This is a genomic window from Paenibacillus marchantiophytorum, assembly GCF_014640555.1.
GTDB classification, from domain to species: Bacteria; Bacillota; Bacilli; order Paenibacillales; family NBRC-103111; genus Paenibacillus_E; species Paenibacillus_E marchantiophytorum.
The window spans coordinates 232,099-250,739 of record NZ_BMHE01000007.1 but is presented as its reverse complement, the minus strand read 5'-3'; the positions used below and the strand labels follow the sequence as shown (position 1 = coordinate 250,739).

20 protein-coding genes are annotated in these 18,641 nt (G+C 47.6%); 12 read left to right on the top strand and 8 right to left on the bottom strand.

Features of this window, described 5'->3' with window-relative positions; all coding sequences use genetic code 11:
* A partial coding sequence (locus IEY34_RS36660) for a hypothetical protein (RefSeq protein ID WP_229757558.1) occupies positions 1–491 on the bottom strand: 491 nt, incomplete at its 3' end.
* A 91-nt stretch (positions 492–582) separates the two neighbouring features.
* Between IEY34_RS36660 and IEY34_RS10205 the strand changes: the two genes are divergently transcribed.
* Entirely contained in the window at positions 583–867 is a 285-nt protein-coding gene (locus tag IEY34_RS10205) for a hypothetical protein (RefSeq protein ID WP_189010983.1), read from the top strand.
* A 46-nt stretch (positions 868–913) separates the two neighbouring features.
* On the opposite strand, the gene IEY34_RS10200 is transcribed toward IEY34_RS10205, so the two are convergent.
* Positions 914–3,238 (bottom strand): helix-turn-helix domain-containing protein, encoded by a 2,325-nt coding sequence (locus IEY34_RS10200; RefSeq protein ID WP_189010980.1) that lies wholly within the window; start codon positions 3,236–3,238, stop codon positions 914–916.
* Between the two features lie 154 nt (positions 3,239–3,392).
* On the opposite strand from IEY34_RS10200, the gene IEY34_RS10195 reads away from it, so the two are divergent.
* The 8 genes from IEY34_RS10195 (at position 3,393) to IEY34_RS10160 (ending at position 11,890) form a co-directional block, all read left to right on the top strand.
* A complete protein-coding gene (locus IEY34_RS10195) occupies positions 3,393–4,910 on the top strand; it encodes an extracellular solute-binding protein (protein ID WP_189010978.1) in 1,518 nt (505 codons plus the stop codon).
* 147 nt (positions 4,911–5,057) lie between these two features.
* Positions 5,058–5,456, top strand: a complete 399-nt coding sequence (locus IEY34_RS10190) for a hypothetical protein (RefSeq protein ID WP_189010976.1) — start codon at positions 5,058–5,060, stop codon at positions 5,454–5,456.
* Between the two features lie 212 nt (positions 5,457–5,668).
* Positions 5,669–7,195, top strand: coding sequence for an extracellular solute-binding protein (locus IEY34_RS10185; protein WP_189010974.1), 1,527 nt, complete (start codon positions 5,669–5,671; stop codon positions 7,193–7,195).
* A gap of 104 nt (positions 7,196–7,299) precedes the next feature.
* Positions 7,300–8,256, top strand: coding sequence for an ABC transporter permease (locus IEY34_RS10180; RefSeq protein ID WP_189010972.1), 957 nt, complete (start codon positions 7,300–7,302; stop codon positions 8,254–8,256).
* A gap of 33 nt (positions 8,257–8,289) precedes the next feature.
* Complete coding sequence (locus tag IEY34_RS10175; RefSeq protein WP_189010970.1) at positions 8,290–9,165, top strand: carbohydrate ABC transporter permease; 876 nt, start codon at positions 8,290–8,292, stop codon at positions 9,163–9,165.
* 69 nt (positions 9,166–9,234) lie between these two features.
* Positions 9,235–10,341 carry a glycoside hydrolase family 88/105 protein gene (locus tag IEY34_RS10170; protein ID WP_189010968.1) on the top strand — a complete coding sequence of 369 codons (1,107 nt, stop codon included), beginning with the start codon at positions 9,235–9,237 and terminating at the stop codon, positions 10,339–10,341.
* Positions 10,342–10,635: 294 nt separating this feature from the next.
* Positions 10,636–11,346, top strand: a complete 711-nt coding sequence (locus tag IEY34_RS10165) for a metallophosphoesterase family protein (RefSeq protein ID WP_189010966.1) — start codon at positions 10,636–10,638, stop codon at positions 11,344–11,346.
* A gap of 37 nt (positions 11,347–11,383) precedes the next feature.
* Complete coding sequence (locus IEY34_RS10160; RefSeq protein WP_189010964.1) at positions 11,384–11,890, top strand: GyrI-like domain-containing protein; 507 nt, start codon at positions 11,384–11,386, stop codon at positions 11,888–11,890.
* Between the two features lie 647 nt (positions 11,891–12,537).
* On the opposite strand, the gene IEY34_RS37770 is transcribed toward IEY34_RS10160, so the two are convergent.
* Both IEY34_RS37770 and IEY34_RS10150 read right to left on the bottom strand, forming a co-directional pair.
* Complete coding sequence (locus tag IEY34_RS37770) at positions 12,538–12,735, bottom strand: DoxX family protein (protein ID WP_373291216.1); 198 nt, start codon at positions 12,733–12,735, stop codon at positions 12,538–12,540.
* Positions 12,736–12,747: 12 nt separating this feature from the next.
* A complete protein-coding gene (locus tag IEY34_RS10150) occupies positions 12,748–13,515 on the bottom strand; it encodes a DODA-type extradiol aromatic ring-opening family dioxygenase (protein WP_189010962.1) in 768 nt (255 codons plus the stop codon).
* Between the two features lie 165 nt (positions 13,516–13,680).
* Here IEY34_RS10150 and catR point away from each other — a divergent pair, with 165 nt between their 5' ends.
* Positions 13,681–14,001, top strand: a complete 321-nt coding sequence (catR, locus tag IEY34_RS10145; RefSeq protein ID WP_189010960.1) for a catDE operon transcriptional regulator CatR — start codon at positions 13,681–13,683, stop codon at positions 13,999–14,001.
* A 108-nt stretch (positions 14,002–14,109) separates the two neighbouring features.
* Here the strand turns inward: catR and IEY34_RS10140 are convergent, their stop codons facing one another.
* Genes IEY34_RS10140 through IEY34_RS10130 form a run of 3 tightly spaced genes read right to left on the bottom strand, consistent with a single transcriptional unit; the run spans position 14,110 to position 15,184 of the window.
* The gene (locus tag IEY34_RS10140; RefSeq protein ID WP_189010958.1) at positions 14,110–14,433 is read right to left on the bottom strand and encodes an ArsR/SmtB family transcription factor; all 324 of its coding nucleotides are present in this window, start codon (positions 14,431–14,433) and stop codon (positions 14,110–14,112) included.
* Between the two features lies 1 nt (position 14,434).
* Positions 14,435–14,860: an SRPBCC family protein gene (locus IEY34_RS10135; RefSeq protein ID WP_189010956.1), complete on the bottom strand. Its 426-nt coding sequence runs from the start codon at positions 14,858–14,860 to the stop codon at positions 14,435–14,437.
* A 36-nt stretch (positions 14,861–14,896) separates the two neighbouring features.
* A complete protein-coding gene (locus tag IEY34_RS10130; RefSeq protein WP_229757557.1) occupies positions 14,897–15,184 on the bottom strand; it encodes a hypothetical protein in 288 nt (95 codons plus the stop codon).
* Positions 15,185–15,537: 353 nt separating this feature from the next.
* Between IEY34_RS10130 and IEY34_RS10125 the strand changes: the two genes are divergently transcribed.
* Positions 15,538–15,960 carry a hypothetical protein gene (locus IEY34_RS10125; protein WP_189010954.1) on the top strand — a complete coding sequence of 141 codons (423 nt, stop codon included), beginning with the start codon at positions 15,538–15,540 and terminating at the stop codon, positions 15,958–15,960.
* Positions 15,961–16,067: 107 nt separating this feature from the next.
* Entirely contained in the window at positions 16,068–17,054 is a 987-nt protein-coding gene (locus IEY34_RS10120; protein ID WP_189010952.1) for a Gfo/Idh/MocA family protein, read from the top strand.
* Positions 17,055–17,240: 186 nt separating this feature from the next.
* Here the strand turns inward: IEY34_RS10120 and IEY34_RS10115 are convergent, their stop codons facing one another.
* On the bottom strand, positions 17,241–18,578 hold the full coding sequence (locus IEY34_RS10115; protein ID WP_189010950.1) for an APC family permease: 1,338 nt from the start codon (positions 18,576–18,578) through the stop codon (positions 17,241–17,243).
* Positions 18,579–18,641 lie beyond the last annotated feature (63 nt).

The window sequence follows — 18,641 nt, the reverse complement described above, 5'->3', positions numbered from 1 at the left end:
CCTGAATGGAACCCATCGCCGTAAGGTTGAAAAACCACCTTACGGCCAGCCGAACTGCCCCGCCAGTGGCTTGCGGAGCAGATAAGAATGAAATTCAGCGTTAAGGAGCACGCCTGAATGGAACCCATCGCCGTAAGGTTGAAAAACCTCCTTACGGCCAGCCGAACCGCCCCGCCAGCGGCCCTCCGGAGCGGATAAGCATGATATTCAGCGTTAAGGAGCACGCCTGAATGGAACCCATCGCTGTAAGGTTGAAAAACCACCTTACGGCCAGCCGAACTGCCCCGCCAGTGGCTTGCGGAGCAGATAAGAATGAAATTCAGCGTTAAGGAGCACGCTTGAATGGAAACCGTCTCCGTAAGGTTGAAAAACCACCTTACGGTCAGCCGAACTGCCCCGCCAGCGGCCCTCCGGAGCAGATTTGCAGCGCTAACGTAGCTCGCTCGGCCCCAATTAAACCCGGACCTAGGACCCAAAAGATTATCCGACAAAACTTCTTATCATTCACTTCCACCAACTGACAACCTTTGCGCCCATTCTCCGCTACCATTTTCTTAAAAATGATAGAGAGGATACGACATCATGCAAATTAAAAAGAAGAACGACATTGGCCTGATCTTGGACAACTTTTCATCATTTGCCAAGTGGGATGCATCAGGAAAAAAACTATATTTGGTGTTCGCCGACAACAAACGTGGAGGACAATGGACCCTCATGAATTACGGGGATGATCGTTTCAGCGTCCATGGATTGGGCGAGGACTATCAGGATGATAGGGAGTCCTTTTTTGAGGAGCGCAACAGCGTGGTCACCTTCCTGTGGAACCATCGCGCGGCGCTGAAAGCAGCGGTGCAGCCAACGACGTAGCTATGATCTATTTTATAATTGGACAAGCCCCAAAAAAGCAAGGGACCTACGAATGCGTAGGCTCCTTGCTTTCTTTATGTTTATCCCTGTACTGGCCGGGGGTAATGCCCTCTTGCTTGCGGAACGAGCGAATGAAGTTTTGTGAATTGTTGTAGCGCAGCTTGGAGGAGATATCCTTGATCGGCATGTCGGACTCCGACAACCATTTTTTGGCCATGTTGAACCGATACGTTGATAAATAATCACTGAAGGAACAATTGGTTTCTTTGCGGAAAATGCTGCTCAAATAATTGGCATTGTAATGCAAGCGTGAAGCGCAATCCTCCAAGGTTAGATCGGTATCATAATATTTCTGTACAAGATCGATGATTTTCTCGGAAATATTATGATACTGGGCATCCTGCCGATCCCGATGAATTCGAATCAGCGGATGGATGACTTCGGTCCAGAACCAGTCCTCGATTTCGGCGGTCATGTGCAAATTCAACAGTTCCTCGAACAGAGAGCCTTTGGTCGGACGAATCTGATTCAGGCTAATGCCGGATTCCTGCATCACCATGAGCAGGTTGTTGAGCAGACGCGCCAAAGGAATTTGATATTCCTGGGGCGTAAGCTGGGCGGCGAACACGGCTTGCAGCAGCTGACGCAGCAGCTCTTTGGATTTATCTTTCTCGGCTAGCTTGATGGCGTCGATTAATTCATTTTCGATCGGTTTCGGATAGTTCAGGTTCAGATAATGCTTGCCGGAGTTAATGTTCTCGTATTGGATAATGATGCCTTCGCCCAACTTGATACGGTGTTTCAAAGCTTCCAAGCCCTCCCGGTAAGCGATCGGCATCTGGTTGAAGGTGTGGATAGGCAGGCTCATGCCAATACTGACATGCAGGTTCAAATAGTTGGAAATATGCTGCTGCAGCTGCTCGGTTAGTGCATAAACGGTCGTGCGGAACGCAGCGGCCTCGCAGTCGGAGCTGCCAATCAAGGTAACGACGGTCTGATCCATGATGATAGGCGCCAGGCGCTGATCGGATGGGATTAGTTCCTCGATGATATTGTGCACGGCGAACAACAGCAGTTCCAGATCGCGTTTCTCGTAGCGAGTATGATCAATGGAATCGATCTGCAGCGTGATGACGGACATGGTTTGCCACGTTTCGATATGCTTCGTATAGCCGAATTGTTTGAGCTTCTCAAGCAGCTCGGTTTGCTTGATATGACCTTGATACGCTTTGATCAGGAAGAATGTCCGCACCTGCCCGATGTGCTGGTGAACCTCTCGCTCCAACTGGGATTTGGACTGAAACAACGTATGAACATGCTCGCCAATCAGCTGAAATTCATTCGCCTTGCGCTTCTGATTGACGGTTACGAGACCGCCGATTTGGTTCAGAAGGAGCTGGATTGGCGAGTACATTTTGCGCGAGCCGAGCCAAGCCAGCAGCATGGAAAGCAGCAGCATGAGGAGGCAGATGTAGATCGTGTAGGTACCGATTTTACCGGATTCTTTGGTCAAACTGTCGATCGAGGTCAAGGATAAATACGTCCAGTTATTCAGATTCGAATGCAGAAAGCTTACCGCATAGCGCTTATCGTGAATATCTGTCGTGAATTGGCCTGTTGGCGCAGCCAGTTGTTTCATGTCCGTCAGCCCGGCCTCGGTGATCGGTTTACCAATCAGACTGGGATTCGGATGCATAATAATCCGGTTCTGTTCATCCAGAATGAGGATATCATCGAGATACTCCGTATCGCTTTGAATCAGATCCTGCAGGCTGCAAGCCGGGATGTTGGCCATCGCTAGGCCGTATTTCTCCAGGCCGGTGGTCGGCAGCTTTTTCACCAAAGAAATGCTGTAATCACACGTTACACTCCGCGAGTTCTCTTCGGTATAGAACCATTTGGACGGATTCATGACCCATGTGCTGTTTTCCTGTGTGTTCATCTGCTCCACGAGCTTGTCGTGATAGGGATAATTGTCAAAACGGTACAAGCCCGAATTTTTAATCATCCAGTTCTCCCGGGCATTAATCAGAATGACATCTTCCAGCTTCGTATCAAAAGATTGCATATAACGAATCTCGCTGCGCAGATCATCATACATCATGAAATCGTTTACAGTTAAGGGCATATCCAGAGCCTTTTTGAGCACTGTCGAGTTAATGACCTGATTGAGTGTATGGTTGACAGTCGTTAATTTCTGCTCTACATTGGAATTGATTTGAGAGATTAGCTGCATTTTGCCTTCGTTGACATTTTTTTGGATCTCGCTCGACGAAGTGACGAAAGCAAAAGCGCCGATAAAAATAACCGGAAGTGTACTGAGCAGAAACCCGAACATGGTCATTTTGCTAAGAAAACTTAAAGATCGCATCGCATCCAACACCTTATCTGTCTGAGGATGGTCGTGATAGACTATCTATGTATTGTAGTCAAGACTGGCAGTTAGAGCAATAATCATCTGAGTGAGGAATAATCATTATCTCTGATTTCACCGATACATACAGCGGGTACAAGGGGGACTTCTGATGGAAAAATATAGATACAGCGCAGGTTTCAAGCTTTCTTTCCTCGTGATTGCAGGCCTGATGATCATTTCGTTGCTCGGTGCTTGTCAGAAAGACAGTGCAAGTAAAGCGCAGGAGTCTGGTGAAAGTCGCCCCGTTATTTCTATTATGGCACCGCTTCATTTTCCGCATCCGCCGATACCTGAACTGATTGCTGAAATTGAGAAACAAACGCAAACCAAGCTGGAATTGAACTGGGTACCGGACGGCATTTATACCGACAAAATGAATACGGCGCTGACGACCAACTCGCTGAAAAAAGCGACCTATGTGAAATATACCGACTATATGCTGATGAAGAATTCAATCCGATCCGGCGCATTCTGGGATATCGGTCCCTATTTGGATGCCTATCCGAATCTAAAGCAGTTGAATAAAGGGATTTTGGGGCAGGCTGCGGTCGATGGCAACATATACGGCTTATACACGGAACGCCCTTCCTCGCGGCAGGGAATTATCATTCGGGAAGATTGGCTGAACAATCTCAAACTGGCGAAGCCGACGAATCTGGATGAGTTGTACCAAGTGTTAAAAGCGTTTACTTACGGCGACCCTGACCGCAATGGGAAGGAGGATACGATCGGTCTAACGGATCGCAATGATCTGGTGTTTGGCGCCTTCAAAACAATCAGCTCCTATTTCGGCACGCCCAATAATTGGGGCATTGCGGCTGGCAAGCTTGCTCCGGAATTCGAAACACAGGCCTATGTGGACACGATGAATTATATGAAGAAGCTATACGATGAGAAGCTGATTAATTCAGATTTTGCCGTTACGAGCAAGGACGTGCAGCGGGATAAAATCATTCGCGGCACAGCCGGGGCGTACATCGGCAGCATGCAGGATGTGCAGCGGCTTTCGGATGAAGTACAGTTGGCGAACCCGCAGGCGAAGCTCACGCTGGTCAATCATATTGAGGGGCCCAAGGGCTTTCAGATTTGGTCGATTCCCAACTACAGCGCGCTCTATCTCTTCTCCAAAAAAGCGATTCGCACCGAGGTGGAACTGAAGCAGATGCTGCAGTTTTTTGATCGGACGATGGATAAAGATATCGCCAACTTGATGAAATATGGGCTGGAAGGCCGTCATTACACGACCATTGGGGACAAAGTTCAGCTGACGGAAGAGACCTCCAAGCTTCGTGTGAATGAAGTGAATGCACTGTACGCGCTAATGATTGCCGATCTGAACAATCCGCAGGTGAAGCAGCTTGCGGAGAGCGAGTCGTTGTTACAGTTGGCAGACCGGCTGAGCACGGATAACGAGAAGTATGCGATCAAGGACCCGACGCTGGGCTTGGAGTCCAAGACGTATGATGAGCGCGGCGTTGAGCTGTACAAGATTATCTCCGACGCCACGTATAATTACATGCTCGGCAAGCTCGATCAAGCAGGCTTCCAGCGAGAGATTGAGCGATGGAAGCGCAGTGGCGGGGAGCAGATCATTGCCGAGTACAATGAGGCGTATGGGAAGAAGTAGCTGCGCAGCGACGGGCTTTCCCTTGCAGCCACACTAGGCGTTCTCCCAACCGTCCCCGAAATTTCTGCGTATTAGGGAACCATTTTCCCATAAGAAGAGTCTACTCTACAGAGGTACATGGAAATACAGCTGTAGAAGGAGTTTGTAATGAGAAAAAGTTCGAAATTTGCTTCGTTGTTAGTGGTGATTTTATTCGTGGTATGCACAGGGATCGTCAGTGCTGCGGGTCTCAAGGATGATCGAACGCTTGAGGAACGTACGGGCAGAACCTTTCAAGAAATGTCCAAACAGCCGAGCTTAGCGGAAGGTGCCAAAGGAATCGTAACTGATTACTTGAATGCCCTCATCAAGGAAGGTGGCGCTGGTGGTGCAGCTCCGTTGGCCGCTTATTCATTGGGTCATGCGGACACTTCCAATACGTCGGATATCAAGGTAGGCGTTACTCTAAAGTACAAAGACGATGTGATCGCACCTAAATCCGTAAATTACTCCGTTGTTCAGGTGAAAGATACCTATCAGGTAAAGCCTGCGCGCGTTGGACACTGAATATATGCTTATCTTAAACCGCCTAAGTGAGAGTTCACTTAGGCGGTTTTTTCTGTGTGCAATCCCCGATAATCATCTTCGCGTCCAATAATCATCATCTCACATCCTTGATGCACCATGGTCTAAATGAGCAAATGATTATTTCGGTACCTCCCTTCGCCCCTGTAAGGTGGAACTTGCAGCACACCACATACTATGGAGGTCTATCCTATATGAAGAGAAAGTTAGTCTCGATTCCACTTAGTGTTCTGTTAGTTTCCAGTTGTGCCTTGGCAGCTTGCGCAGACGGAGGCAAGACAACTCCGGCAGCTACAACAGGGGCGGAGACGCCGAAAGCCACAGCCGATAACACGCCGACGGCCATTACGATTATGGCTCCGCTCAACACAGCCCAGACGCCGCCAGATACGATTATTAAAGAGCTTGAGAAATTAACGAATACGAAGCTGACCTATCAATTCTTCCCGGCAGATACGTACGAGGAGAAACTGAATACGACATTTGCCACAGGCGCGCTGCCGCAAGTCACGTATTTGAAGAACCAAGCGACCTTTATTCAGATGAAGTCAGCGATTCGCGATGGCCAGTTCTGGGAGATTGGGCCGCTGCTCAAGAATTTCCCGAATCTTAGCAAATTGAAATCGACAACTAATGACAACACCAAAGTGGATGGAAAGCTGTACACGCTATATCGCGGCGTAGATATTGCCCGCCAAGGTCTCATTTATCGCAAGGATTGGGCTGACAAACTTGGGTTGAAGCCACCAGCAACGACCGATGATCTCTATGCCATGATGAAGGCGTTCGCGGAGAATGATCCAGACGGCAACGGGAAAAAAGACACGATTGGCTTAACCGACCGGAACGATCTGATTTATGGTGCCTATAAAACCGTAGCGACTTGGTTGGGCGTACCGAACAACTGGGGTGAGAAAGACGGCAAGCTGCAGCCGGAGTTCATGTTCCCGGAATACGTAGCGACGATGGATTATTTTAAAAAGCTGCGCAACGAAGGGTTGATTAATAAAGACTTCGCCGCAACGAGCAAAACCGATCAACAAAAGCTCTTCACCAACGGTACAGCGGGTATGTATATCGGAGCGATGACGGATGTATCGACACTCAATAAAGATCTGATCAAAAACGTGCCGACGGCCGTTGTCGATGTGCACAGCATGGTAGCTGGGCCAAGCGGCAAATTTGCTTCTTGGGCGCTTCCGGGCTTTGCGAACGTGGTTCTGTTCCCGAAATCTGCAATCAAGACAGAAGCAGACTTGAAGAAAATTCTGGCTTTCTTTGACAAAATGATGACGCCTGAAGTGGCTAACCTTGCAAACTGGGGCATCAAAGATGTGAACTACAGTGTGATCGATAATAAAGCGAAGAAGCTGGATGAAGAGAAATGGACGCGTGAAGTCAAACCGTTCACAGACGCAGCGATTGGTGATGAAGATTCCTCAGGCCGATTCTTAGGTATTCCGACGATTCCGGCGCAAGGCAAGGCAGATGAGTTGAAAATCGCCAATCTGAAGTTTGCCGTTCAGGATCCGGTAGCGGCTCTGGATTCCAAAACCTACCTGGAAAAAGGGGTTCAACTGCAAGATGTGATTAAAGATGCTACAAACAAATATATCTACGGCACCATCGATAAAGCTGGCTTTGACAAAGCGGTTGAAGATTGGAAAAGTCGTGGCGGCAGCAAAATTATCGAAGAGTACAACGCCCTTTACAAAAAGTAGTACGGAACGGATGATCTGTCACACTGGTTAAGGTTGGGGGAGGGCTGCTGCCAAGACGGCGGCCTTCTCATTAGGTATGAGTGACCCGGAAAGGAAGAAGTGATATGCAGGAAGCGAATGTGGCACAAGCGGAGCGTGTGATTGCTAGGAAACAAAGCAGCGAACTGAGCAGACGACTTTGGAAAAATAAATGGATTTATGTCATGCTGCTTCCCGGCGTGCTGTATTTTCTGATTTTCAAATATATCCCGATGTATGGACTTATCATTTCATTTCAGAATTACAAGCCTTTCAAAGGAATTAGCGGCAGCGAATGGTTAGGCCTCGAGCATTTCCAGCGACTGTTTACCGAGCCGGATTTCTTTGCGATTTTGAGCAATACGCTCATTCTATTCGTTATGAATCTCGTGTTTTATTTCCCGATTCCAATTATTATGGCGTTGATGCTCAACGAGGTGAAGTTGGACTTTTTCAAGAAAACGTTTCAAACAATTGTCTATCTGCCTCACTTTATGTCTTGGGTCATCATTGTTTCGATCAGCTTCGTGATGTTTACGATGGATGGCGGGATTATTAACGATATCATCGAGTATTTTGGCTTTGAGAAGATTAACTTCTTGCTGGCTCCGGAATGGTTCAGGCCGATGTATATTCTGCAAGTGATTTGGCGGGAAGCGGGTTGGGGGACGATTATTTATTTAGCGGCGATTGCTTCCATTGACCCTCAATTGTATGAAGCTGCGCGTATGGATGGTGCGGGACGACTCAGACAGATGTGGCACATTACGCTGCCAGCGATCCGCAGTGTCATCATTGTTTTGCTAATTTTGAAAATTGGTGCGGTTCTCGAACTCGGTTTTGAACATGTCTACTTGCTCCTTAACTCCATGAACCGAAATGTTGCAGAGATCATTGATACTTATGTATATACGGCTGGTTTAAAACAAGGTCAGTTCAGTTACAGCGCAGCGATCGGGTTGTTCAAATCGTTCATTGGACTTGCTCTGGTCATGCTGGTCAACCGAATTGCCAAGAAGATGGGCGAAGAGGGCGTTTATTAGAAACACACGCTTACGAAGCAGGAGGTTAACACGATGGTTGAAGATAAAACAGTAGGCGGCAGAATGTTCGGAATCATTAATTATTTGTTATTAACGGTGATTGGTTTAATCACGGTGATCCCTTTTGTGCACGTCGTTGCAGGCTCCTTCACAACAAGCGCGGAAATGGCGGCCAAGAAGTTTGTCATCATTCCGACAGAATGGAGCGTTGAGGCGTACCGCTTCATTTTCTCGACAAATACGATTTTCAAAGCAATGGGCGTCTCGATTGGAACTACGCTTGCTGGGACGATCATCAGTATGTTTATCACGGCTTTGATGGCCTATGGGTTGTCTCGCCGAGATGTGGATGGCCGCAAAGTGATTATGTTCATGGTCGTCTTTACCATGCTGTTTCACGGTGGATTGGTTCCGACCTTCCTTGTTGTGAAGGAATTGGGGATGATCGATACGTATGCGGCGCTTATTCTGCCATCTGCGATCAGTGCGTTTAACTTGATTATTCTAAAAAATTTCTTCCAGAACATCCCTGAGGGATTGGAAGAGTCAGCCAAAATCGATGGCTGCAGCGACTTCGGCATTCTGTTCCGAATTGTCCTGCCGCTTTCGATGCCGGCGATTGCCACGATCTCGTTATTCTATGCGGTTACGTATTGGAATACGTACCTTAGCGCAATTCTGTACTTGAATGAGAGTGCCAAGTGGCCGATTCAGGTCCTGCTTCGACAGATTGTCGTGCTGGCCAGCGGCATGGATCACAGCGTTGATTTGGATAGCGTAACACCTCCGCCTGCCCAATCGATCAAAATGGCGGTTATCGTCGTGGCGACGCTGCCGATTCTGGCTGTTTATCCGTTCTTGCAAAAGCATTTTGCAAAAGGGGCCATGATTGGTTCTATTAAGGGCTAGGGAAGGGATTCGGTTGCCATCCGTCGCATTAATCCGTAAATCTATATAAGAATAGAGAGGGAAAACAAGATGACACATCAACCTGTAAAATCACCGTTGGACTGGGCCAAAGCTGTCTGCGATTCGATCATGAGCACCTATACACCGATGGAACTGCCGCCTGCTGCGCGTTGGCATTATCATCAAGGCGTCTTTTTGTGCGGGGTGGAAATGCTGCTGCAGAGTGAGCCGAATGAGCGTTACGACGCTTATCTTCAGGCTTATGTCGATGGCTTGATTGATGAGAACGGCAATCTGTATGTGGCGCGGGATGAGCTGGATGCTGTGCAGGCAGGGCTGCTTTTATTTCGCTTGGAAAAGAAGACCGGGCACCGGAAATATCGCCTCGCTGCCGCGAAGCTGCGCAGTTTGCTCGCGACGTTGAACCTTACGTCGGAAGGCGGCTATTGGCACAAGGACAAATATGCCTACAATATGTGGCTGGACGGTCTATACATGGCCGGCGTATTCTCGCTCAAGTATGCCAATGCGTATGGCGATCCTGCTTTGCGGGACAATGTGCTGCATCAGGAAGCGTTGATGCGCAAATATATGAAGGATGAGCAGACGGGGCTATTCTATCACGCTTGGGATGAAAGCCGAGCGATGCCATGGGCCAATAAGGAAACCGGCTGCTCACCGGAATTCTGGGGCCGTTCTCTCGGTTGGTATGGCCTTGCCGTAGCGCAATTCCTGGATGAATTATCAGCCGATGAGCCGGGCCGTCAGATTCTAGTCGACGCTCTGCATGACTTCGTTCATGCCTTAATTCGCTACCAAGACGCGGCGAGCGGTCTCTGGTATCAGGTCGTGGACAAGGGCGATCAGCCGGATAACTGGCTGGAATCCTCCTGTACAAGTCTGTTCGTCTATACGATTGCCAAGGCGATCAACCTCGGCGTTGTGGGCCCGGAGTGCGCGGACGCAGCCGTCAAGGGATATGAGGGACTCATTCGCACGCTCCAATTCGATGCGCAGGAGCGAGTGATTTTGCCGCTGATATGCATTGGAACGTCGGCAGGGAGTTACGAGAACTACGTGACTCGCCCGACAAGTGAGAACGACCTGCACGGCGTGGGTGCTTTCGTCATAGCCTGTGTTGAGGTACAGTCGTTGGTTAGCATTGTTCATAGGTGAGGGTGTCTAGGAGTATGGAAAATCTCCCGTTATTTCTAAAAATTTCTAGCTGAATATTGATTTTCACTTGAATTAGAGGGAGCTTTTCCGGTTACACCCAACCCAATAGCGTTCAAAGGAGAAATCAGTTCAGTTCAGTTCAGGGGATGTCCGTCGGGGCGTCCTCTTTTTCTTTTTCAGGAAGAAGGACCTGCAAGATAGGAAATTGCTGTGATAAAATAGAATAATAGTAACAGAGAGGGTAATCCATAGTAAGCAGTAGCGTCAAGGGCGCGGCAGCAGGAGGTACGGGATATGCACAGAACTTTAGTCATAAGCGATATTCATGGTTGTGTAGAGGAATTCAAGCAATTGCTCGATAAAGTGAATTTTCAGGCCGAAGAGGACCAACTCGTTTTGCTGGGTGATTATGTGGATCGCGGGCCGAACAGTCTGGAAACGGTAGAATTCGTGATGTATTTGGTGCGGGACAAGCAGGCTATTGCATTAAAAGGGAATCACGATCAGCGATTTGTGGACATGCTGGGTGAGGTGGATACGCTGACGGAGATGAAGTTTTTCGAGCATGGCGGCATCCAAACGTTCAAGAGCTTCTGTGGTTCCGACAGTATGGATTTGAAGCAGTCCAGAGAACATATTCGCGCCAATTGCAGTGAGCATATCGCTTTTCTGAACCAACTGCCTCTCTATCATGAGGATGAAACGCATATTTATGTGCATGCGGGACTGAATCCCTCCTACACGGATTGGAAAACGCAGCCAGAGCGCGATTTTATGTGGATTCGAGCCCCGTTCGTGCAGCAGCGAACCGTCGTGAAGAAGACCGTCGTGTTTGGGCATACGCCAACCAAGGATATTCATGGAAAGCCGGACGTCTGGTTCGATCGGGATAAAATCGGGATTGATGGCGGCTGTGCCTATGGCTTGCAAATCAATTGTTTAGAAATCAAGGGCAAACAGCAGTATAAGACGTACTCGGTGGCTTCCAAAGGGAGCTGGCGCTAGCGCACATTTCTGTGAGATACAATAAGGAGGAATTCGAATGAATGTTCAGTTAAAAACGAAACCTGCTTTTAAATTTGTTGGCTATGAGCTAAAGACTTCCTGTATAGATGGTCGTAACCATCGCGAAATTCCGTTATTCTGGCGGACCTATTTGGACGAAAATAAAGGGGCGCATATCGGTAATCGTGTGCAGGCAGACTCTCAAGTTGAGCTGGGCATTTGTACCGATTTCAATCCGCAAACAAGCGATTTGACTTACCTCATCGGGATGGAAGTGACAACCTTTGACGACGTGCCTGCGGATCAGGTATGTCGTGAATTTCCGGAAGCGACCTATGCGGTTTTTACGACACCACCCGTCAAGGTGGAAGAGTTTACTTCGGCGATCCAAGGCACGTGGAAGTCGATTCAGCCAGAGTGGTTCCCGACGTCGGGTTATATGCATGCCGGAGGCGCGGAATTTGAGCTCTATGATGAGCGCTGCAATCCCGCCAAGAATGAGCTTGTGGAGATGGATATCTATATCCCGGTTAAAAAGAAATAGGGTCCCTTCATGTCATGCAAATAGCATCATTTGTCATCGAAATGAAATCTTGTTTTCAGCTTAATTTAAGGTTCGGGGCCTATAATGAAGTTCGACCCCCTTTTAAATATATATACTTTAAGACCCGCGGCCCGTTGCTGTTGGGTCTCTTTTTTTGTGGATAATTTGGGGTAGAGCGAGCACCGGCAGAGAAAGTGCCGCGCGAACGGCATATCAGCTGAGATAAGAATGAAATTCAGCGTTAAAGCGGCGCCGGAGGGGAAAGTGAGAGCCGTAACGCTGCGAAACAGCGTTACGGCAGAGAAAGTGCCGCGCGAACGGCATATCAGCTGAGATAAAGATGAAATTCATCGTTAAAGCGGCGCCGGAGGCCAAAGTGAGAGCTGTAACGCTGCAAAACAGCGTTACAGGCAGAGAACCTGCATCGCCGGGCCGCCATAATAGCAATTGTTCACTCTAACGAATTGAATGATGCTTATAGGCGTGAAAATAGCTTCCATGAAGATTTAACGAACTGAACTGGCGTTATGGAGTAATATATAGGCGGAAAAGTGATTCTTTATTTGAAATAACGCATATCGAATTCGTTAGCTTTTCTACTTGAACCATTTTGATCGAATAAGGCTTAATGAGTTCGTAAGGCTTCATTACGCGCGGCGCGAGCGCCCGATCACAACAATCAGAGCCACTATCAGAAGGATCAGCGGCATCGTGGCTGCGCCCATGCCTTGACCTGATTTCAGATGGGTTAGGACAGCGCCTGCCATCGTGATGACAATGACACCGGCGGAGAAGAAGGCGATGCGCGGCTTCCGGAAGCCGATAATGAGCCCGATTGCAGCCAGTAATTTATCTATTTAAAAAGCCACAGACAAATAACTTAGCGAACCGACTTCGTAGCTGCGATGAATGACTTGTGGTGTGCGAGCGGGATCACCGCTACCCATAGCAATATAGAGCGGAATGAAATGCTCGGGTCTTGGGACCGCCATACGCGCATTCGGGGCTTCATCGGCGTAGTTGAACAAAGCTGGCAAGTTCTGAGCTTGCATATTGTTCACAAGCCATTCATCGAAATCAACAGCCCAAGCATCCGGTTCTTTGGCTTCCCAATTGAGCGCACGCAAGTTATGCACCGTAGCGCCGCTTCCGACAATCAGGATATCTTCCTGATCCAGACCGCGCAGGGCTTCGCCAATACGATACTGCTCCGCAGGAGGCAGGTACGGATTTACAGAGATTTGAATGACTGGTACATTCGGTGTTGGGAACATTCTGAGAAGCGGGACCCAGGATCCGTGATCTAGTCCGCGTGTAGAATCGAAGTTCACAGCAATGCCCTTCGCTTGGAAGCGGGCAGCAATCTGATTAGCTAGCTCTTTATTTCCTTTTGCAGGATACTTGATTTGAAACAGTTCATCCGGGAAGCCGCGGAAATCGTAAATCGTATCATAGACATCATCGCTAGAGGAAATGGTAAGAACCTCAGTCTCCCAATGCGCTGTGAAAATGACGATCGCTTTCGGTGAAACCGTTTTGCCATATTCGAGTAAAAACTGTGTGCAGGCTGTATCTTGAATAGCCATCATAGGTGAACCGTGTCCTACAAAAATAGGTGAAATCATCGTTCAACACTCCTTTTTATGAGTTACAATTAATCACTTAGTTACTTTATGTAACTGATATTACGGGATAAAAATAGTTTCGTCAAGTAATTAAATTACTTTTTGTAAGCTTGTGCAGGGACCGCTGTTTCCACTATAATAAACAGAGATATAGAGGTGATAAGGATGGAACAGATGCCAATGTGTCCACGTTTCGAAAAAGCCGTAGAAATTCTCAGTAAACGCTGGACATCGCTGATCGTTTTTCAATTGCTGTCAGGTCCCCAACGGTTTGCTCAAATCGACCATGCGCTGCCGAATATAAGCGGCAAAGTATTGTCTGAGCGCCTGAAAGAGCTGGAACACGAAGGTATTGTGAGAAGAGTAGTATTCCCGGAGATTCCGGTTCGTATTGAATATTCCTTATCTGATAAGGGGCGGGCGTTGGCACCGATTTTTGGGGAGATTGCGAAGTGGTCCTCCGAATGGCTGCCAGTCCCAGAATAAAAATGAACGCCCAAAAAGGTCATCCCTCTGTTGCAAGCAGCAGAAAGATGACCTATTCGTCGTGTACTAATCGTTGGGCGCTATTCGTCGTGTGCTATTCGTTGTGTACTACTCGTCTGATTCTACGAATCGTTTGAGCACGTTTAATTTATTTTCCCAATAACGTTCATAATAAGCTAACCAACGCTTCAACTCCATGAGAGGTTCTGCCTCCAGCCTATACCGAGTCTCGCGGCCAACCTTGCGCTCTTTCACAAGCCCGGCATCAGCCAGGATGCGAAGATGTTTGGACACCGCGGTGCGGCTGATCGGGAAATGGTCCGATATAACCGTCACCGGCATCTCCTTATCGCCCAATAGCTGCAGGACCTGACGGCGGGTTGGATCGGCAATCGCCTGAAAGACATCATGTTTCTGCGATGGAACGCCCATCTTAGGCCTCGACGTAAGCGGTGAGTGCCTTCGCAATTCCGCCCCAGCCCTGCGACATAATCTCGCGAACCACGCTGTGGGGTTGACCGAATTCAGTCACCTTGTTCACATCCCAACCAGAATGGATGAGTGTGAACTCTGTTTTGCCATCCACATCTGCCAATTCAAACGTCAAAGTCCAATCCTTGCCCCATTCAAAAGAAAGCCGGTTCGGTGGCGAAATGTCCGTGACTTTACATGGCGAATTGCCAAAAGGCCCGGCTTCGATAATAAACTCATGACCGAGTTCCGGCTTGAAATTGTTCGGCATGAACCATGCGGCGATGCCATCTGGTGTTGCTACTGCGTTCCAAACCTTTTGAATCGGTGCGTTGAAGACAATCGTTTGCTTAATATCCGGCAAAGTACCTTGTGTTTGATTTTCCATAATAAAAAGACCTCCATTAAAATTAGGATTTGGTTTTTACTTTATCTTGATGGCGGAAGCGCAGAGCGGACCATTTTTCGTCCACCGCCACATTGCTAACTGCGCGATAAGCAGAAATATCTTGAACGAGCGCAAACAGGCTATCGCGGTTAATATACGTTTTGACCTTGGAGCTTTGCTTAGGATATGTAATCCAAAAAGGAAATCATACGTTCCGACGGGCTCCCCGGAATCCTCAATGCCAAGCTTATAGCCTTCCGGTGCATGAAGCACGAGGGCTCGTCCTTGTTTGTAGCGCAGTTTCTTCAGCAACTCTCCCTGCATCGATAAACCTTCCTTCCATCACTCACATCTCGTATTGTGTCCCAAAATAAGTGAAGTGTTTCATTGGTATGTGAATGCGAAACCTTTTGGTTACGTAATGGATTATACGAAACCTTTTGATTTCGTGTCAAGGGTGAATTAGTTATCAATTTTATATATCCCATGTACACCAGACGATATTCTTGCCCTAATGTAAGTCTTTCAAGATGAAAAATAAGTTGGATAATAATTATAAACAAAGTATAATTTATCCATTATAAGCATTATTGAACATTATTTATTATGAATCGCTTGAATAGAATTATTGGCTACATAATTAAAATAAGATTAAGTTGAGAGGTGTTGAAGTAAGAATGTTAAAGATCAAAAAGAAATATAGGTATATGTTTTCGTCATTTATAATAATCGCAATTATTTTAATCTCTTATAACCATTTTTTGAGTTCAGAAGAAGCAGATTGTGGCATTGAGAAAGCAGGCTCTTTTAATTTGAAAGGCAGGGCATGTATATGGAATGCATATACGGATCAAAGAGTTGCTAAGTTTACAATTGAAAGGCCATCTATTGATAGTGGTCCTTTTATCTATGAGATTAAAACTACGGGGTCTATAAATTTACAACTAATACAAGATACAAGAGCAGATGGTATGAGTTACCCGCCGGAAGTAAACAACTTTGACTGTAAACGTTTGGAAAAATCGCATTTCTTTACATACAAGTTTAACTTTAAAGACTGCGACGATAATCAGCAACAAGGGGATATTGATAGACTGTAGGAATTCAAATCCCTAGCCTATCAACCTGGAACAACTGGCTGGTTTCTCATTAATCCTTCAATCATGGTATAGTAAAAAATAAAAGCATAAGCACCAAAGGAGAAATTATGATACGTTTTGCAATTATAGGGACCAATTGGATTACAGAGGAGTTCATTCATGCTGCCCGCGAGACAGGGGAATTTGATTTAACGGCGGTATACTCACGCACGGAGGAGAAGGCTGCGGAGTTCGCGCAGAAATTTGAAATTTCGCATCGGTATACGGATTTGGATGCTTTTGTTCAAAGTAAGGAGTTCGATGCTGTCTATATTGCGAGCCCGAATTCACTGCATGCGGAGTATGCCATTCATTGTATGAACCATGGGAAGCATGTGATATGTGAAAAGCCTGCGGCTTCCAATACGGCGGAACTGACGGCTATGGTTGAGGCAGCGCGCAGCAATCAAGTGGTCTTCATGGAGGCGCTCAAATCGACGCTGATGCCGAATTTCAAAGTGATTCAAGACAATTTGCATAAACTTGGGAAGGTTCGTCGTTATTTTGCGAGCTATTGCCAATATTCCTCGCGGTATGACGCCTATAAGCAGGGTACGGTGCTGAATGCCTTCAACCCGATTTTTTCGAATGGGTCGATCATGGATTTGGGCATATACTGCATATACCCTCTGGCTGTCTTGTTCGGTGCTCCTGATCGCATTAAAGCCAATGGTGTTTTGCTGGAATCGGGTGTGGATGGCGAGGGCAGCTTGCTGCTTGGTTATAAAGAAATGGATGCTGTGATCATGCATTCCAAAATCTCGAGTTCCTACCTGCCGACGGAAATCCAAGGCGAGAATGCCACAATGGTGATCGATAAGATTAATCAGCCTGAAAAGGTGGAGATTCGCTATCGCGATGGCTCTGTCGAGGTGTTGACGCAAGAGCAGCACGCACGGACGATGCGCTACGAAGCGGAGGAGTTCATCCGTTTGATCCACAATGGAACATTGGAGTCAGAAACGAACTCCCATGCGAATTCGCTCATCACCGTTGGAATTCTGGATGAGGCTAGGAAGCAGATGGGACTTGTGTTCCCAGCGGATCAGAAATAACATAAAACCTCCAAACCACGAGAATGGTCATATCCCCTGTCAAGCAGATAAGGGTATGACCAGAAGTGTGGATTTGGAGGTTTTGTTGTTTCTTACTCCATAGAGAGGGATCGTCGTTCCGCGAGAGGGACACTATCCTCAAATGATAGACACCACGATGCTAATTCCACCATCCAACCTGCGCCTCTAGGTCCGAACCCCGCTCTGCCCGCGAATCGGCACCGCCGCCCGGCCTGCGGATAAGCGCATCCTTTTTTGCACGAGATGGTAGACAATGCCCACAACGAGCCAAACGCCGCCCATCCACAGGGCATCTTTGTCCAGCAGCGACAGGAGATAGCCGATGAAACCGGCACCCGCCAAGGGGAGAATCAGATACTTAAAGGTCATTTTCGCGGAGCGTTGGCCTTCTTTGATATACTTTTGCGCGATGACAGAAATGTTGACGAAGAAGAAGGCGGTCAAGGCGCCGAAATTGACGAATTTGACGGCGTTGTCCAGTGAAATCACTAGAGCAAGCAGTGAAACACAGCTGACAATGGCGATGTTAATGACTGGCGTGTTGAACTTAGGGTGAAGGAAACCGAATACTCTTTTAGGCAAAATAGCATCACGCCCCATGACGAAAAGTAGACGCGACACACTTGTCACCGATGATAGGCCTTGCGTGAAGATGGCGAGGATGAGCACGGTGATGAATACGGAGCTGAGGGCAGCCCCGCCTACGAGTTGGACGATTTCGAATCCGGCTGAATCGACATTGACGAAGGTTAGGTGTGGATAAATAAGTTGGGTCAGCACGGAAGGCACCAGGTAAAGGATACTGGCCGTAATGATGATGATCATGATCGCCCTAGGAATCGTTTTCTCCGAATTAATCGTCTCTTCCGACATCGTTGTGACGGTGTCAAATCCGAGGAAGGAGAAACAGATAATCGAAGCTCCGGCCAGAATGGTCGAGAAAGGCACGTCGGTTTGCAGGAAAAGCTGCAAGGGATGCACATCACCGCTCAAGCCGCGGAACAGGAAGAAGCAAAAGACGGCGATAAACAAAATTTGAATCCAGACGAAGATCTTGCTAATGTTAGCGGAAAATTTAATGCCGATTATATTCACGATCGCAAGCACGATATTCAGACCAATGATCCAGACGTAAGCTGGAATCGAGGGGAACTGGGCATGCAGATAAATGCCGAAAGTCAGACAAGCGATGATAGGAGAAAAGAAATAATCAAGAAGCAGCGCCCAGCCTACGAGGAAGCCGAGGTAAGGGTGGAGGCTTTTTTTGGTATACGTGTAGGCGGATCCGGAGGTGGGGAACGTTTTGGACATCACTCCATAGCTGTAGGCGGTGAAGAGAATGGCAATAAAAGCAAGCAGATAGGCTTGTGTTAGCATGCCATGCGCGTTCTCGTAAGCAATCCCATAGATGGAGAAATAGATCATTGGCGTCATCCAAGCTAGACCCATGTAAACGACTTGAAATAAGCTTAAGGACTTACGTAGTGTGACTTCGGTTGTCATGATGGCAACACTCCTTTATGGTCTGATAGGCAAAAAAGCCAAGGAGATATCTATGAAGCAGAT

Excerpts from the sequence above, each read along its gene's own strand:
- IEY34_RS10205 (WP_189010983.1), top strand. The coding sequence starts at position 583 with ATGCAAATTAAAAAGAAGAACGACATTGGCCTGATCTTGGACAACTTT.
- IEY34_RS10200 (WP_189010980.1), bottom strand. The coding sequence starts at position 3,238 with ATGCGATCTTTAAGTTTTCTTAGCAAAATGACCATGTTCGGGTTTCTG.
- IEY34_RS10195 (WP_189010978.1), top strand. The coding sequence starts at position 3,393 with ATGGAAAAATATAGATACAGCGCAGGTTTCAAGCTTTCTTTCCTCGTG.
- IEY34_RS10190 (WP_189010976.1), top strand. The coding sequence starts at position 5,058 with ATGAGAAAAAGTTCGAAATTTGCTTCGTTGTTAGTGGTGATTTTATTC.
- IEY34_RS10185 (WP_189010974.1), top strand. The coding sequence starts at position 5,669 with ATGAAGAGAAAGTTAGTCTCGATTCCACTTAGTGTTCTGTTAGTTTCC.
- IEY34_RS10180 (WP_189010972.1), top strand. The coding sequence starts at position 7,300 with ATGCAGGAAGCGAATGTGGCACAAGCGGAGCGTGTGATTGCTAGGAAA.
- IEY34_RS10175 (WP_189010970.1), top strand. The coding sequence starts at position 8,290 with ATGGTTGAAGATAAAACAGTAGGCGGCAGAATGTTCGGAATCATTAAT.
- IEY34_RS10170 (WP_189010968.1), top strand. The coding sequence starts at position 9,235 with ATGACACATCAACCTGTAAAATCACCGTTGGACTGGGCCAAAGCTGTC.
- IEY34_RS10165 (WP_189010966.1), top strand. The coding sequence starts at position 10,636 with ATGCACAGAACTTTAGTCATAAGCGATATTCATGGTTGTGTAGAGGAA.
- IEY34_RS10160 (WP_189010964.1), top strand. The coding sequence starts at position 11,384 with ATGAATGTTCAGTTAAAAACGAAACCTGCTTTTAAATTTGTTGGCTAT.
- IEY34_RS10150 (WP_189010962.1), bottom strand. The coding sequence starts at position 13,515 with ATGATTTCACCTATTTTTGTAGGACACGGTTCACCTATGATGGCTATT.
- catR (WP_189010960.1), top strand. The coding sequence starts at position 13,681 with ATGGAACAGATGCCAATGTGTCCACGTTTCGAAAAAGCCGTAGAAATT.
- IEY34_RS10140 (WP_189010958.1), bottom strand. The coding sequence starts at position 14,433 with ATGGGCGTTCCATCGCAGAAACATGATGTCTTTCAGGCGATTGCCGAT.
- IEY34_RS10135 (WP_189010956.1), bottom strand. The coding sequence starts at position 14,860 with ATGGAAAATCAAACACAAGGTACTTTGCCGGATATTAAGCAAACGATT.
- IEY34_RS10130 (WP_229757557.1), bottom strand. The coding sequence starts at position 15,184 with ATGCAGGGAGAGTTGCTGAAGAAACTGCGCTACAAACAAGGACGAGCC.
- IEY34_RS10125 (WP_189010954.1), top strand. The coding sequence starts at position 15,538 with ATGTTAAAGATCAAAAAGAAATATAGGTATATGTTTTCGTCATTTATA.
- IEY34_RS10120 (WP_189010952.1), top strand. The coding sequence starts at position 16,068 with ATGATACGTTTTGCAATTATAGGGACCAATTGGATTACAGAGGAGTTC.
- IEY34_RS10115 (WP_189010950.1), bottom strand. The coding sequence starts at position 18,578 with ATGACAACCGAAGTCACACTACGTAAGTCCTTAAGCTTATTTCAAGTC.